Source organism: Johannesbaptistia floridana (assembly GCF_057440575.1).
The window spans coordinates 1-15,382 of the sequence record NZ_JALKVM010000036.1 but is presented as its reverse complement, the minus strand read 5'-3'; the positions used below and the strand labels follow the sequence as shown (position 1 = coordinate 15,382).

Annotated in this window: 12 protein-coding genes; 9 read left to right on the top strand and 3 right to left on the bottom strand. The window is 37.8% G+C overall.

Translation table 11 applies throughout. The features are described from left to right. Positions 1–309: a DUF2499 domain-containing protein gene (locus tag MW688_RS02620; RefSeq protein ID WP_486734358.1), complete on the top strand. Its 309-nt coding sequence runs from the start codon at positions 1–3 to the stop codon at positions 307–309. After that, positions 281–598, top strand: coding sequence for a DUF3593 domain-containing protein (locus MW688_RS02615; protein WP_486734357.1), 318 nt, complete (start codon positions 281–283; stop codon positions 596–598). The genes MW688_RS02620 and MW688_RS02615 overlap by 29 nt, the downstream gene beginning before the upstream one ends. Here MW688_RS02615 and cofG read toward each other — a convergent pair. Both cofG and ctpA read right to left on the bottom strand, forming a co-directional pair. After that, the gene (cofG, locus tag MW688_RS02610; protein ID WP_486734356.1) at positions 587–1,543 is read right to left on the bottom strand and encodes a 7,8-didemethyl-8-hydroxy-5-deazariboflavin synthase subunit CofG; all 957 of its coding nucleotides are present in this window, start codon (positions 1,541–1,543) and stop codon (positions 587–589) included. The two genes, MW688_RS02615 and cofG, sit on opposite strands and share 12 nt — an antisense overlap. A 24-nt stretch (positions 1,544–1,567) precedes the next feature. Next, positions 1,568–2,806, bottom strand: coding sequence for a carboxyl-terminal processing protease CtpA (gene ctpA / locus MW688_RS02605; protein ID WP_486734355.1), 1,239 nt, complete (start codon positions 2,804–2,806; stop codon positions 1,568–1,570). Positions 2,807–2,953: 147 nt separating this feature from the next. Here ctpA and MW688_RS02600 point away from each other — a divergent pair, with 147 nt between their 5' ends. The 6 genes from MW688_RS02600 (at position 2,954) to MW688_RS02575 (ending at position 12,951) form a co-directional block, all read left to right on the top strand. Continuing rightward, on the top strand, positions 2,954–3,196 hold the full coding sequence (locus tag MW688_RS02600) for a hypothetical protein (protein ID WP_486734354.1): 243 nt from the start codon (positions 2,954–2,956) through the stop codon (positions 3,194–3,196). Between the two features lie 435 nt (positions 3,197–3,631). Further along, the gene (locus MW688_RS02595) at positions 3,632–8,308 is read left to right on the top strand and encodes a beta strand repeat-containing protein (RefSeq protein ID WP_486734353.1); all 4,677 of its coding nucleotides are present in this window, start codon (positions 3,632–3,634) and stop codon (positions 8,306–8,308) included. Between the two features lie 296 nt (positions 8,309–8,604). Then, a complete protein-coding gene (locus tag MW688_RS02590) occupies positions 8,605–9,117 on the top strand; it encodes a type IV pilin-like G/H family protein (RefSeq protein WP_486734352.1) in 513 nt (170 codons plus the stop codon). Positions 9,118–9,141: 24 nt separating this feature from the next. Continuing rightward, a complete protein-coding gene (locus MW688_RS02585) occupies positions 9,142–9,705 on the top strand; it encodes a type IV pilin-like G/H family protein (protein WP_486734351.1) in 564 nt (187 codons plus the stop codon). Between the two features lie 24 nt (positions 9,706–9,729). Then, positions 9,730–10,281, top strand: coding sequence for a type IV pilin-like G/H family protein (locus MW688_RS02580; RefSeq protein ID WP_486734350.1), 552 nt, complete (start codon positions 9,730–9,732; stop codon positions 10,279–10,281). 105 nt (positions 10,282–10,386) lie between these two features. After that, the gene (locus MW688_RS02575) at positions 10,387–12,951 is read left to right on the top strand and encodes a M1 family aminopeptidase (RefSeq protein WP_486734349.1); all 2,565 of its coding nucleotides are present in this window, start codon (positions 10,387–10,389) and stop codon (positions 12,949–12,951) included. A 284-nt stretch (positions 12,952–13,235) separates the two neighbouring features. Here the strand turns inward: MW688_RS02575 and MW688_RS02570 are convergent, their stop codons facing one another. Continuing rightward, entirely contained in the window at positions 13,236–14,096 is an 861-nt protein-coding gene (locus MW688_RS02570) for an EamA family transporter (RefSeq protein WP_486734348.1), read from the bottom strand. A gap of 63 nt (positions 14,097–14,159) precedes the next feature. Here MW688_RS02570 and MW688_RS02565 point away from each other — a divergent pair, with 63 nt between their 5' ends. After that, entirely contained in the window at positions 14,160–15,269 is a 1,110-nt protein-coding gene (locus MW688_RS02565; RefSeq protein WP_486734347.1) for a TRAP transporter substrate-binding protein, read from the top strand. Positions 15,270–15,382: the final 113 nt, after the last annotated feature.

Genomic DNA, 15,382 nt, shown 5'->3' with positions numbered 1-15,382 from the left:
ATGCACGCTCTCTCAATTCCAACTTGGATTATTCACATATCTAGTGTGATTGAATGGATTACAGCCATCTGGTTAATCTGGACTTATGGAGAAGTCACTGGTAATACCTATTGGAGATGGTTATCTTGGGCAATGTTACCCGCCTTAGTTAGTGCTATGTGTGCCTGTACTTGGCACTTTTTTGATAATCTAGAATCATTACAGTGGCTGGTAACTATCCAGGCAGGCACAACTGTTATTGGTAATTTTACTCTCTGTGCTGCGGCATGGTGGATTTGGTATGTTAATAGACAAAATAATTTCTCCTGAGAATCTCTTTGCTATCTCTTTGTTTCCTTATTTAGGCTTTCTCTGGTTTGTAACTAAGTCAGGGAAGTTTCCCCGAATAGCTGTAATTGGTTTTTATCTACTCCTCCTGTTTGTGGCAATTACTATCCCCGCAGGTATTTATAGTAAAGTTCATTATCATGATTCTTTGGCTAATGTAGATTGGCTACACGGCAGCGCTGAGGTTTTTTTAACTATTTCTAATCTCATCGTGGTTTTAGGTTTTAGTCAAGGAATAAGACAGCAAAAAAAAGCCAAGTTAGAAGAGTGATTCTCTCCATTGCCTAAGTTGAGATTGTAATTGCTGCGGTAGCCAAGAATCGTATTGAGGATAAATAGGGAGACGTGGCACTAACTGCCAACCTGATGCCGCTAAAGTTTCTCTGAGTTTAGATAGCTGAAAATGGGGAAAATCAGGGTTAACTTCATCAATTGGCCCAATTCCCCCTAAATCTCTCGCTCCTGCTTCTATACAAGCTAATAAAGCTGTGGAATCCGGTATTAAGTTGGGGGGAATTTGAATAGTAATAGTTTCTGGAAGTAAAAAACGTGCTTTAGCTACTAATTCAATTAACTCCTCGGGATCAAATCCTGGTGCTTCTAGAGATTGTTTGCTGCCATGGCTATGGGGTTGAAGAATTACCTCCTGTATATTTCCCCAGCGTCTTTGGAGAGAGGCGATGGCTTCTAATGTTTCCCAGGAGTCTTGTTTTGTTTCTCCAATTCCTAATAATAAGCCTGTGGTGAAGGGTATCCTCAATTCTCCTGCCCATTCTAGTTGTTGTAAGCGCAGATTAGGAACTTTACTGGGAGCGTGTTTATGGACTGTGTTTAATAGTTTTGGTGTTAATTGTTCTAACATTAAGCCCATAGATACATTTACCTGTTTAAGTTTCTCCATCTCTTGGAAACTCAATGGTCCCACATTAGTATGAGGTAAAAAGCCCAAAGATAGGGCTAATTCACACAAATCATAGATTAGCTGTAGCCAAGCTAAACGGCGAGGAGATTGGGGGTGAACTTCTCCTGAGAGAATTAAGATTTCTGAAATGTTTTGATTTTCTAATCTTTTCAATCTTTCCCTTGCTTGTTTTATGGTTAACCATTCGTCCTGTTGAGGGTTTACTCTAAAGTTACAGTAGCTACAGCGATTAAAACATTCGTATGTAGGTACTAAAGTATAAGCAGGACTATAAGTTACTATCTTCCCATTCATGAGATTTTATTTATCTTTTTTGAATTATTTTAACCCTATCAATGTACTATAATTTTTTAAAATCTCTACAGCTTTTTGATATTGGAGATCTACTTCTGTACCTACTTGACTCAGCATAATAGGACCTTGTTCCACTATCTGGTTAGGAATAATACCCAACTTATTGATATCTTTGTGGGCTGGAGTTTCATATTTAGCTACAGTTACAGCTAAACCCGAACCGTCTGGTAATTCAAACAAAGATTGTATTAAACCTTTACCGAAGGTTTTTTCTCCTACTAAAATCCCTCGGTGACTATCTTGTAAAGCGCCTGCGAGAATTTCTGAAGAACTAGCAGAACCTTGATTTACTAATACTACTAAAGGCGCTTCGGTAATTGCTGTATGGTTGGCATCAAAACTGTTAAAAACGCCCTGACGATTGATAGTGTAGACAATTGTACCTTGGTCTATCCAGAGGCGGGCTATCTCTATACCTGCTTGCAGTAAACCACCAGGATTATTACGCAAGTCTAAGATATATCCTTGGACCCCTTCTGCTTGCATTTTGACTACTTGGTGAGCAATTTCTGCGGCCGCATTGGCACTAAACTGGCTTAGACGTAAATAACCGATCGCCATTTCATCCTCAGTTTTGTTAATTGCGGTGTATACGGGGTTTAAGGATATGCGATCGCGCACTATCGTTACCACTTTACTATTTGTTTCTTGTGGCGATTGAATTTCTAAAGATACCTTACTCCCGATTGGTCCTCGCATTTTTTCTGCTGCTTCATCTAAGCTCAAATTAGCTGTTTTCTCTGCATCTATCGCTAAAATATAGTCATGGGCTTTTATGCCTGCGGCTTCTGCTGGCGAACCTGCTAAGGGGGCTACTACTTCTAATTTTCCTGTTTTTGGTTCTAGATTAATTTGTAAACCTACTCCAGATAATTCTCCACTTGTATTGAGTTTTAAACTACTATATTGTTGCGGGGGTAGCAATCTTGTGTAGGGATCTTCAAGAGATGCTAACATTTCTTTAATCGCCGCGTAGGTTTCTTGACGATTTTTTAGGGGTTTGTTGAGTAAATCTTGACGCACTAACCACCAATTTTGATTATTAAAACTTTCGTCTAAATAAGCCCTATTTACTATACGCCAGGATTGTATAAGTAGATTTTGTTCTTCTGTGTAGGCTGTCGCTGGTTGTGGATTGATTGTACAGGTTGTTACTATGATTAAAGCTACTAAACATACTATTCTTAATAATCTTCTCGCCATCTCTCTCTATTATTTATTTTGTGTGTAAGTGACTAGCAGGACTCTGATTTTTTGTTACTTTTCTTAATTTCCACTATAATAACACTTCTAAAAGTCTTGGTTGGAAAAGTTTTTTTTGGCGATCGCTCATAATAATTTAAAATAACTATGTTCAAACTGACCCATAAATTCCTCTTTGCTTCTTTAGTTTGCTTAGGTGGTATTCTCTCTAACCCAGTCGCCGCTCAAATTATCCCCGATTCTACCCTCGGTTCAGAAAACTCTCAGGTAACATCCGATACAATTCAAGGGGTAGAGAGCGATCGCATCACAGGGGGTGCCATTAGAGATAGTAATCTCTTCCACAGTTTCCGAGAATTCAATGTAGAAGCAGGTAGAGGAGTTTACTAAAATGATTATCAATCGCAATCAGGTTAATTTGTTAGTCATTAATTCAGTTGCTTGATAATATAGCCAAAATTTATCATTTTTTCTTAATAATTGAATAGAAGCGATCGCTAATTGATAAAATCCTAAAAAATAACCAGAATAAAATAGTTAAGCTAATAATTAAAAGCTCAAATGTGTAAACTGTGTAGCAAAAATACTTGTAGTCTTGTAAGGTAGAAGAAAAGCGCACCGCTCAATACTTCGTAGGTTAAGGATTTTGATTTTTCTTTGAGGCAAGCAGAGGAGCAGGGAGACCGGAGCTGATAAGAGGGATTTTCGGCTTTCTCCCCTGCTTCCAGCTTTTGAAGCTCCCTTGCAGTCTCAACAGGGGATTTAGGCAAAACCTACGCAGTATTGCACCACCTATGACCAGAAAACATCAGATTGAAACTAATTATGCTCAAATTACTTATACCCTACCTAGTTTGCCTAGGTGGTATTCTCTCTAACCCAGTCGCCGCTCAAATTATCCCCGATTCTACCCTCGGTTCAGAAAACTCTCAGGTAACATCCGATACAATTCAAGGGGTAGAGAGCGATCGCATCACAGGGGGTGCCATTAGAGATAGTAATCTCTTCCACAGTTTCCTAGAATTCAATGTAGAAGCAGGTAGAGGTGCCTACTTTGAAAATCCCGCTCAAATTGAAAATATTCTCACTCGCGTCACCGGGGGCAATATTTCCAATATCCAGGGCATCTTAGGAGTCTTAGGTAACGCCAATTTATTTTTAATTAATCCCAACGGGATTATTTTTGGTCCTGATGCTCAACTAGACCTACAAGGCTCTTTTATTGGGACTACAGCAGATAGTGTGATTTTTGAGAATTTTGAATTTAGCGCTACTAATCCCCAAGCCCCCCCATTACTGACTATAGATATTCCTCTTGGTTTAAGATTGAGAGACAATCCTAGCCCTATAACCACACAAACTAGCACAGGTTTAGAAGTTAACACAGGAGAAAACTTAAGCTTAATCGGCGGCGATATTAATCTTGATAATAGTTTAATTAAAGCATCGGGTGGACAAATATATCTAGGTAGTTTAGCCTCCTCTGGAATAATTACCCGAGATAATCAGGGTAATTGGACTTTCCCCCAAGGTGTGGCGAGAGGGAATATTAATGTAGAAAATCAAAGCGAAATCAATGTTAGAGGAGATAATCAGGGAGAAGTGTTTATTAATGCTAATAATGTCAACTTCTCCCGTGAAAGTGTCTTAAGAGCTGGAATTGCTACAAATAGTGGTTCACCAACTGCTCAAGCAGGAGATGTAAATATCAATGCCACAGGTAAACTTAGTCTCACAGAAGGCAGCTTCATAGTCAACTCTGGACTAGGAGTAGGTAATGCAGGAGATATTATAGTTAATGCTAGTACTATAGAACTTGATAATGCTCAAATCAATGCCACACAATTTGGCACGGGAGATTCCGGTAATCTTAAGATAACTACTGAGACTTTAGAATTAAATAATCATAGTTTATTAAGTACGAGTATTCAAGGCAGAGGTGATGGCGGCGATATTAATCTAGAAGCAGAAAATATTCATTTAGATAATAGTTTTATCTTGGCTCAAATAGAAGAAATAGCTGTAGGTAATGGCGGTGATATTAATATCAGTACGAATATCTTAGAGTTAACTAACCAAAGTGAACTAAGTGGAAGGATTAGCGGCAGAGGTGATGGCGGCGATATTAATCTAGAAGCAGAAAATATTCATTTAGATAATGGCGCAATTTCTGCCCAAGTAGAATTAAATGCCCTAGGGAATGCTGGTAATATCAATATTGATACTAACAATTTAGAACTATTCAATAATTCTCAACTGATAGCCCAAACTCTCGCTCAAGGTGATGGAGGTGTAATTAACATTAATGCAGAAAATATTATCATTGATAATAGTGCCATATTTACTCGCGTAGAATTAGAAGCCGAGGGGAATGGAACTGATATTAATATTACTAGTGATAGTTTTCAATTACTCAATAATAGTGAAATCCTTGGCGATATCAATGGAACTGGCGATGCAGGAGATATTAAGATTAATGCTAATACTGTAAATATAGCTAATAGTAGGATAAAAACTTCAGTACAAGCAACAGGGGTAGGAAATGCCGGAAATGTATTTATCACAGCAGAATCCTTAGAATTACTATCTCAACCAGAATTACCAGCTAGTCAAATAAGTAGTCAAACTCAAGGAATTGGTAATGGCGGTAATGTAGAAATTAGCGTGACTGGGGATGCCATATTTGATAATGGTAGTATACTAGCTGGAGTAACTTCTAGGGGCACAGGCAACGCCGGAAATATAACTATTGAATCGGAAAATTTGCAGATAAACAATGGTAGTCAATTGATAGCCCAAACTCTTGGTATTGGTAACGCGGGAAATATTATAATTACTGCTACAGGATCAATTATTTTTGATGGCGCGACAACGGCAGCAACTAGCCAAGCTGGAAATGGAAGCACAGGAAGTGCCGGGAATATAAATATCAATACTAACTCCCTAGAGTTAGTTAATGGTGCATTTTTAACTGCTGGTACAAACAATCAAGAAGAAGCAGGCAATATAACTATTACTACTCAAGAAAATCTAATATTAGATGGAATTAATAGTTCTATTGTAACTGAAAGTTTCGGCTCAGGAAATGGAGGAGATATAAGTATTAGTAGTGATTCTTTAGAAATTACTAACAACGCTTTTATCTCTGCTGATAGTGTAAACGAAGGAAATGCCGGAAATGTTCATATTAATAATACTGGTTTAATTAAGTTAGATAATTTAGCTACTATATCTACTAATGTGAGCAACTCACTAGAAGCTAATAGTGGTATTATTGAGATTAACACAGGGGATCTAGAAGTAACTAATGCCTCTAAATTAGAATCTTCCATTATTGTTAACAATCAGCAGGGAAATGCCGGAAATATAGTTATTAACGCTTCAGAAACAGTGAAATTTGAGGGAGAAAATACTGGTGCCTTTAGTGATATTTTAGCCCCAGAAAATCAAGGAGATGGGGGCACAATTACTATTACTACTGATTCTCTAGAAGTTAATAATGGCGCTAGGTTACAAACCTTAATAACAGGCAATGGAAATGCCGGAGATATTACTATCCAATCTCAAAATCTAGTATCTATAAATAACGGACAAATAGTAACAAGTGTAGCTCAAGGTGCCAGGGGAAACGCTGGGAATGTGACGATTGAATCTCAAAATCTAGTATCTATAAATAACGGACAAATAGTGACAAATGTAGAGACGGGGGCGATCGCCAATGCTGGTGATATTTCCATTAAGGCAAGAGAGATAAGTATTAATGATAATGCTGAACTGCGTGCCGAAACCTTTGGCATAGGTGATGCAGGTAATATATTTATTAAAGCTAATGATTTAGTTACTTTCACTCAAGCAGGTCAAGCTTTTACTCTAGTAGGAGAAACTGCTACAGGAGATGCCGGAGATATTGAAATTACTGCTAATCAAGTAGAATTTTTTGACGAAGGTTCAGGTATAAATATCAGTACCCAAGGAAATGGCAATGCTGGTAAGATCATGATCAATGCTGAAAATACAGTCGTATTAAACAGTATGAGTGGTATTTTGAGTTCCGTGACTGAGACAGCCACAGGAAATGCAGGTAAAATCGAAATCACCACCAATATCTTAGAACTTAATGACCGTTCCTTAATCACTACTACTACCTTTGGTATGGGTAATGCAGGAGATATTATTATTAATGCTCAAGATTTTATCTCAATAAGTGGTGGTTCGGCTATATCTAGTCGAATCAGTGAAACCGCCAGAGGTAATAGTGGTGGGATAGAAATCTTTACTAATAGTTTAAATATCACCAGTCTAGCTCAAATTAATACTGATACAGCTAGTAACGGAAATGCTGGCAGAATTGCAATAGAAGCTAATGAAAATATAGTTTTAGATAATGGCTCAATTTTGAGTACAGTAGACGCCACAGCAACAGGTAGCGGTGGCAGGATTACCCTAATTTCTGATAATCTCACTTTATCTAATCAGAGTCTATTAACGACAAATACCGAAAGCCAAGGAAATGCTGGTGACATTAACATTATTGCTGATACCGTGAATTTATTAACAGAAGGGATAATCATCAGTAGTACTAGCAATTTAGGAAAAGCAGGAAATATTACCCTAGAAGTTACAGATAGTCTCAATATAGTTAGTAGTGGTATTTTAGCTAGTACCTCTCCAGAATCTAGTGGAGATGGGGGTAGTATTTTTATAGATCCCATAGAAGTCAATCTTAGTCAAGGGTCTGAAATTACCGTTAATAGCCAAGGTCAAGGCGATGGAGGTATCATAACTATAATTGGAGACAATCTGACAGTCAACAATTCTCAAGTTTCTGCTGCTACTGCTAGTGGTGAAGGTGGCAGTATTAACCTTAGTTTTAGTAATCTGTTGCAACTTGATAATAATAGTCCTATTACTGCTACCGCCGGAGGCACTGGTAATGGTGGTAATATTGAAGTTCAAAGCGAGTTTATAGTTAATTCCAATAACAGTGATATCACCGCTAACGCTTTTGAGGGTAGAGGTGGTAACATCTTCATTAGTGCTCAAGGTATTTTTCTCGATAACAGTAGTAACATTACCGCTAGTTCTGAATTAGGAATAGATGGGGTGGTAGAAACAGAGACACCGGATTTAGACCCAACTCAGGGATTATTAGACTTACCAACTACAGTAGTAGACCCAAATCGACTTATTGCCCAAAATCCTTGTAGACAGGGAGAAGAGAGTGAATTTGTCATCACCGGAAAAGGGGGTTTACCTGAAACTCCAGATCAATTACTAACTCAACCATTATCTCAGTCAGAATGGATTGAACCAATAAATCATAATTTGGAAACAGAAGGAAATTCTAGTCACAATTTAGAAAATACAACTTCAACAACTATAAAACCCGCCCAAGGCTGGATAATCAACCCACAAGGACAAGTAACTTTAGTAGCTTATATTACTGATGGTAGTCAAGAAAGGCAAATACCTTCCAATCCATACTTTTGTGGACAACTTTGAATATTGACCGCGGATGACTAGATTTTGATAATAATTGATACTCCTCAAGCATCAATAATTGTGTAAATTACTTAGTAAAGTGTGCCTTACTACAATAAGATGGAAATTTGTTTTTAATTAATTCTATCAGGTTGAGTTGAGTTATAATGAAATTGTAATCAACCCATATAGACTGCCCTACTTCTCGAAATTAAGCTTCAACTTTCTTAGGTAATCTTGCAAGAAGATCATCGCAGTCATTGTAAACAGATTAGAGGTAAAAAGTTATGTGTTCTGACCTCAAATACAAGTTGATCATGTTTCTTATCTTCAGAAACCTAAATCTAGGTTTTTTCAAAATACAAGGGTTATTGAGCTTATTGGTATTAGGTATTGCTTTAGGTTTTACCATAGCTGTTGTATTAGACCCTTATAAGACTACTGTAGGTATAAGTCGAGAAGCTGATATTAAAAACGCAGCAGGTAGTGTTAATCGTGCTCAACAAAGTTATCATTTTGAAACAGGGTATTTTGCCCCGGGTTTAACCTATTTAGAATTGTCTATTCCTGACGAATATATCACTAACGGTGACACTATTGCTAATCTCGGAATTCAAGTAGGGACCTCTTATGCTACCGTAACGCCTGAAAATCTGGATGCTTTTAATGATGGTACCAGAGCTTATTCTGGGCGCATTGAATACGATAAGACTACTGGTTCCTATAGTCAGATATTATGTCAGTCTAATGATGTAGCCACAGCCTTACCAGCTCCTGCAAGTACCGATAGTAGTGCCTGTGAAGCTATTAACGCTAATATAATACGTTAACAATTTAATAGCGAGGTGAAGGTTATGTTTTTTGATTTCAAATACAAATTCATGTTGTTTCTAGCCCACAGAAAAAAACATCTTGATTTTTCTCTGATAGAAGGGTTAATAGAAGGGTTATTTAGCTTATTGATATTGAGTATAGGGATGGGTATCGGCTTTTTGTTGCACTTCTGGTTCTTTTATCCCTATAAATGTGTTGGTAGAACGCAAGATACTGAGCTCAAAAACGCAGCAGGTACTGTTAATCGTGCTCAACAAAGTTACCATTTTGAAAGAGGGTCTTTTGCCCCGGGTTTAACCTATTTAGGATTGTCTATTCCTGACGAATATATCACTAACGCTGACACTATTGCTAATCTCGGAATTCAAGTAGGGGCCTCCTATGCTACCGTAACTCCTGAAAATCTGAATGCTGTTAATGATGATGGTACGAGAGCTTATTCTGGGCGCATTGAATACGATAAGACTACTGGTTCCTATAGTCAGATATTATGTCAGTCTAATGATGTAGCCACAGCCTTACCAGCTCCTGCAAGTACCGATAGTAGTGCCTGTGAAGCTATTAACGCTAATATAATACGTTAACAATTTAATAGCGAGGTGAAGGTTATGTTTTTTGATTTCAAATACAAATTCATGTGGTTTCTAGCCCACAGAAAAAAACATCTTGATTTTTCTCTGATAGAAGGGTTATTTGGCTTATTGATATTGAGTATAGGGATGGGTATCGGCTTTTTGTGCAACTATTTATTGTCTCAGCAGAATAGATGTATTGGTAAAACGCGAGAAGATGATATTAAAAACGCAGGAGGTGTTGTTAATCGTGCTCAACAAAATTACCATTTTGAAAAAGGATATTTTGCCCCAGGTTTAACCTATTTAGGATTGTCTGTTCCTGACGAATATATCACTAACGCTGACACTATTGCTAATCTCGGAATTCAAGTAGGGGCCTCCTATGCTACCGTAACTCCTGAAAATCTGAATGCTGTTAATGATGATGGTACGAGAGCTTATTCTGGGCGCATTGAATACGATAAGACTACTGGTTCCTATAGTCAGATATTATGTCAGTCTAATGATGTAGCCACAGCCTTACCAGCTCCTGCAAGTACCGATAGTAGTGCCTGTGAAGCTATTAACGCTGTTATGATAGACTAACAATTTAATTCTCCTATCAAGTAGCGCTATAAAAATGATTAATACTGAATTTAGATAAAATCAAGATAAAATAAACAAAGCAATAAATAACTCACAGATTAGTCAATGCCTCATATCTACTTCGACGCTGAGGAAAAGCAGCGCAAATCTTTTGAATTACCCGGTGCTAAACCTCACTACAATCCAGATCGCCCTGGACAAGTAGAACATATTTTTCTAGATTTAGTACTAGACATACCCCAAAAAACTCTACAAGGAACTTGCTACATCACAATTAAGCCATTACGCCAAGGAATCACTAAACTGGTTTTAGATGCAGTAGATTTAAACATAGTCTCAGTATTAAGAGATAGTGTCAGTCAAGCCTACGATTACGACCATGAAAAACTTATCATTTATCTCAACGAACCAACTACAGAAGCTTCCCTTACCCTAGCAATTGAATACAGTATCGATAATCCCCAACGAGGTATTTACTTTATTTCTCCTGATGCCGATTACCCCGATAAAGCTACCCAAGTATGGACTCAAGGAGAAGACGAAGACTCTCGCTACTGGTTTCCCTGCTTCGACTACCCAGGACAATTAGCCACCTCAGAAATAAAAGTCCGTGTACCTAATCCCATGTTAGCCATTTCTAATGGGGAATTAATCGATACTCAAAAGGCAGGGGATGAAACAATTTACCACTGGAAACAAAAACAAGTTCATCCTACCTATCTAATGACTCTAGCAGTAGGAGAGTTTGGAGTAGTTGAAGACAAATGGCGGGATATTCCTGTTAACTATTACGTAGCAAAAGGCAGAGAAGAAGATGCTCAACGCAGTATGGGTAAAACTCCCCGTATGATGGAATTTTTCTCTCAAAAATTTGGTTATAAATATCCCTACCCTAAATACTATCAAGTTTGCGTCGAAGACTTTATTTTTGGAGGTATGGAGAATACTTCTACTACCCTATTAACAGATCGCTGTCTCTTAGATAAACGAGCAGAAATTGATAACCAAAGGGCAGAAAGTTTAGTCGCCCACGAATTAGTACATCAATGGTTTGGTGATTTGGTAGTAATTAAACACTGGTCTCATGCTTGGTTGAAAGAAGGCATGGCTACCTATTCTGAGGTAATTTGGGCCGAAGCTGAATATAGTAAAGATGACGCCGCCTATTATCTATTGAGAGAAGCCCGCAGTTATCTTCAAGAAGATTCCTCCCGCTATCGTCGTCCCATGGTTACTAATATCTACCGAGAAGCTATAGAATTATACGATCGCCATCTCTATGAAAAAGGCGCCTGTGTATATCATATGATTCGCACTGTCTTGGGAGATAAGTTATTTGACCAAGCTATTCAAGCTTTTGTCAATAATTATGCCCATAAAACCGTAGAAACCGTAGATTTACTGCGCACCATCGAAACCACTACAGGTTATAATTTAACCCCCTTGTTTGACCAATATGTTTTCCGTGGCGGTCACCCGGATTTCAAAGTAGGCTATAGTTGGGATAATGATAATAATCTGGTACAGCTTAAGATTACTCAAACTCAAGTTAACAAAGATAACAAGGATTTATTTACTCTCTCGATACCTGTAGCTTTTGGCTATGTAAAAGAAAACAAGGTAGAATTTAAAACCTTTACCCTCAAATTAACAGAAGCTAAACAAAGCTTTTATCTACCTCTAGAGGCTAAACCTGACTTTATTAGCTTCGATCAAGGTAATAACTACCTGAAAACTGTAACTTTAGAATATCCGATTACTGAGTTAAAAGCTCAACTAAAACATGACCCAGACCCCATCAGTAGAATTTATGCAGGCATCGCTATTGCTAAAAAAGGCGGTTTAGAAGCAATTAAAGTACTATCTGAATCTCTAACTAGTGATCCCTTTTGGGGAGTTCGGGCAGAATCCGCCAAACGCTTGGGTAAAATTAAATTAGACCAGTCTGTAGATGCCCTCATACCTGGATTACAAGATACTGAAGGGAGAGTACGCCAAAGCGTCATTGAATCCCTCAGCCAGTTTAAAATTAACCTGAGTTATGAGACAATTCGTAAGTATTTAGATTCAGGAGATCCTAGTTACTATATCGAAGCAGCTACAGTTAGGGCTTTGGGTAGTATGGTAGGTGGCAATTTACAGGACAAAGAAACCGAAGTTATTGAAATTCTAGAGACCATCTTAAATACCAAAGCAGGTTGGAATGAAGTAGTTAGAGGTGGTGCGATCGCCGGACTAAGTAAACTCAAAACTTCTCCCAAGGCAGCAGAAATAATTATGAAATACACTCAGCGCGGTGTACCCCAATCTCTACGCCTAGCAGCTATTCGAGCCTTAGGAACAGTAGCTAGTGGCCAAAAACAAGAGCTAGTAACTAAAATACTCGAACATTTAGCAGATTTAGCCAAAGAAAGCTTATATTTGTGCCAAGTTGCCGTAACAGCAGCTTTAAGCCAAATGAAAGAACCAGAGGCGATCGCTATTTTAAGTGAAATTGCCCAACAAACTAGCGATGGACGTGTTAAACGTATTGCGGAAGAGGCTAAAACTAAAGTAGAGGGTAGAATTGACTCCAATCAAGCCTTTAAAGATTTGCGTCAAGAAATCGATAAACTCAAACAAGAGAATCAAGACTTAAAAAGTCGTTTAGCCAAATTAGAAGCCCAATAATTTAGCTTAACAACACAATCATTTCAAGACTACTAGGGTGTGAAGTGCGCCTAGCGCGTAACGCACCGTTAGTTGAGTAATGAGTTTTGAAGTAATAAGTAATGAGTTTTGAAGGTAGTATGTAGCCTGTAGGTTGGGTTAAACGTAGTGCAACCCAACACATAACTTAGGGGAATGTTGGGTTTCGTATTCCAAGGGCCCAACCTACACAATCTACTAGTAGGGTGTGTTAGCGCCGAAGCGCGTAACGCACCAAACACATTAATATCGCAAAAATAATATGTTTAAAGAGAAATAATAGCAACTCCAATAACCATAATAGTGGCGCCTATTGCCCTCTCTTTTAAGCCAGTTTCCCCTAAAATTAAATATCCCCAAAAAACACTAAATAAAACACTAGTTCTTTTTACAGATACAACTTGAGCCACCAAAGCAATATTAACTGCTTGCATTTGAAATAGTATAGCTAAACCATTGAATAAACCTACAGGAAACAATCGACCCATATCTTGAGTTATTAACCCCATATTATGACGAAATCGATATAAAATAACGGGAAAAAAACCTATAGCCACAAAAGTATAAATAGAAATAGACCAAAAAATTGGCGAAGAATTAATTACTCCTAACTTATCCACATTAGCACTAATACTCCAAATAAAAGCAACCCCTAACATCAACTTAGGTCCAGTTTCCCTTAGGAGGGCTTTAAAAGGAGCTAAATAACCATTTTTTCTGGCTTTAATATTTAATAAGTAAGAACCAGTTACAATTAAAACAATACCAAAACAATCCCAAGCACTGGGATATTCTTGAACCAAAATAGGAGAAGTTATTATTAAAAATAATGGCGTAAAAGTAATCAGGGGAACTGCCAGAGATAAATCACTAAGATTAAGAGATTTAACATAGAGAGTCATCCCCAGAAAATTGAGAATACCACCACTTACCAAAGCTAACCAATATTGTCGATTTAGAGTTGGTATTTCGATAAATAATAATAGAGATAATAATAAAGGTAAACTTAACAAGCTCAAAGACCAGATAACTAAATATTCATCAGTTTTTTTTAAACTAGATTTACTAGTAAGATCTTTGAATGACTCGAAAACAGCAGTAAGAATAGCTAAAACTAACCAATTCATGGATAATTATTAATAATTTCTAGATAAGATAATTTAGCCTAGTAGGATTATAGATAAAAAAAGATGAAAAGAAGACAAATTTTAACCAATGCTGGTATAAGCGCCACTACAGCAACAGTAATAGCGGCCTGTAATCGCACAACCACTAATAATTCAACAGCCCAAGATAGTAGTTTACCCAATCTTCGCTGGCGCATGGTGACTAGTTGGCCAAAATCCCTCGATACAATATTTGGAGGAGCAGAAACTGTCTGTAAGCGCGTCGCAGCCATGACTGGTGGTAAATTTCAAATTGAGCCTTATGCGGCAGGAGAAATTGTACCAGGGTTAGAGGTAATGGATGCCGTACAAGAAGGCACAGTAGAATGTGGCCACACAGCTAGTTATTATTATATTGGTAAAAATCCTACTTTAGCTTTTGGTGCTAGTATGCCCTTTGGGTTAACAGCTCAACAACAAAACGCTTGGTTTTATCATGGTGGTGGCCTAGAAGCTATGCACAAAGTTTATAGTGATTTTAACATTATTAACTTTCCTGCCGGGAATACAGGCGCTCAAATGGGAGGCTGGTATAAAAGACAAGTAAACTCCGTAAATGACCTCCAGGGATTAAAAATGCGTATTCCTGGGTTAGGAGGTAAAATTATGTCTCGTCTCGGGGTAAATGTACAGGTATTACCTGGAGGAGAAATTTTCCTAGCCCTAGAAAGAGGAGCAATTGATGCTGCTGAATGGGTAGGTCCCTATGATGATCTAAAATTAGGTTTAAATAAGGCTGCTTCTTTTTATTATTATCCAGGATGGTGGGAACCTGGTGCAACTCTTGAGGTACAAGTTAATAAAACTCAATGGGAAAATTTGCCCCAAGAATACCAGGAGATTTTCAAAACCGCAGCCATGGAAGCTAATTTGAATATGTTAGCTCAATATGATTCTCTTAACCGAGAGGCTTTACAAACTCTTGTCGCTGAGGGAACTAATTTAGTGCCCTATTCTGTAGAAATTTTACAGGCCGCCAAAAGTGCATCCCTGGAACTTTATCAAGAACAAGCCAGTGAAAATGCTACCTTTAAAGAAGTTTATGAACAATGGAGTCAATTTAGGGAACAAGTCACCGCTTGGAATGCAATTAATGAATTAAGTTTTATCAATTTTATTAGTTCTACACGTTGATTGGTTTTATTTTAATATAACTAATTAAACAAACTTAATTTTGTTAGGAAATCCTGAGATAATTTGGTGCGTTACGGGCTTCGCCCTAACACACCCTACAACTACAACTACTT

Bases quoted from the DNA above. Each gene is read 5' to 3' on its own strand.
- MW688_RS02580 (WP_486734350.1), top strand. From the start codon at position 9,730: ATGTTTTTTGATTTCAAATACAAATTCATGTGGTTTCTAGCCCACAGA.
- cofG (WP_486734356.1), bottom strand. From the start codon at position 1,543: ATGAATGGGAAGATAGTAACTTATAGTCCTGCTTATACTTTAGTACCT.
- MW688_RS02590 (WP_486734352.1), top strand. From the start codon at position 8,605: ATGTTTCTTATCTTCAGAAACCTAAATCTAGGTTTTTTCAAAATACAA.
- MW688_RS02595 (WP_486734353.1), top strand. From the start codon at position 3,632: ATGCTCAAATTACTTATACCCTACCTAGTTTGCCTAGGTGGTATTCTC.
- MW688_RS02585 (WP_486734351.1), top strand. From the start codon at position 9,142: ATGTTTTTTGATTTCAAATACAAATTCATGTTGTTTCTAGCCCACAGA.
- MW688_RS02600 (WP_486734354.1), top strand. From the start codon at position 2,954: ATGTTCAAACTGACCCATAAATTCCTCTTTGCTTCTTTAGTTTGCTTA.
- MW688_RS02615 (WP_486734357.1), top strand. From the start codon at position 281: ATGTTAATAGACAAAATAATTTCTCCTGAGAATCTCTTTGCTATCTCT.
- MW688_RS02575 (WP_486734349.1), top strand. From the start codon at position 10,387: ATGCCTCATATCTACTTCGACGCTGAGGAAAAGCAGCGCAAATCTTTT.
- MW688_RS02620 (WP_486734358.1), top strand. From the start codon at position 1: ATGCACGCTCTCTCAATTCCAACTTGGATTATTCACATATCTAGTGTG.
- MW688_RS02565 (WP_486734347.1), top strand. From the start codon at position 14,160: ATGAAAAGAAGACAAATTTTAACCAATGCTGGTATAAGCGCCACTACA.
- ctpA (WP_486734355.1), bottom strand. From the start codon at position 2,806: ATGGCGAGAAGATTATTAAGAATAGTATGTTTAGTAGCTTTAATCATA.
- MW688_RS02570 (WP_486734348.1), bottom strand. From the start codon at position 14,096: ATGAATTGGTTAGTTTTAGCTATTCTTACTGCTGTTTTCGAGTCATTC.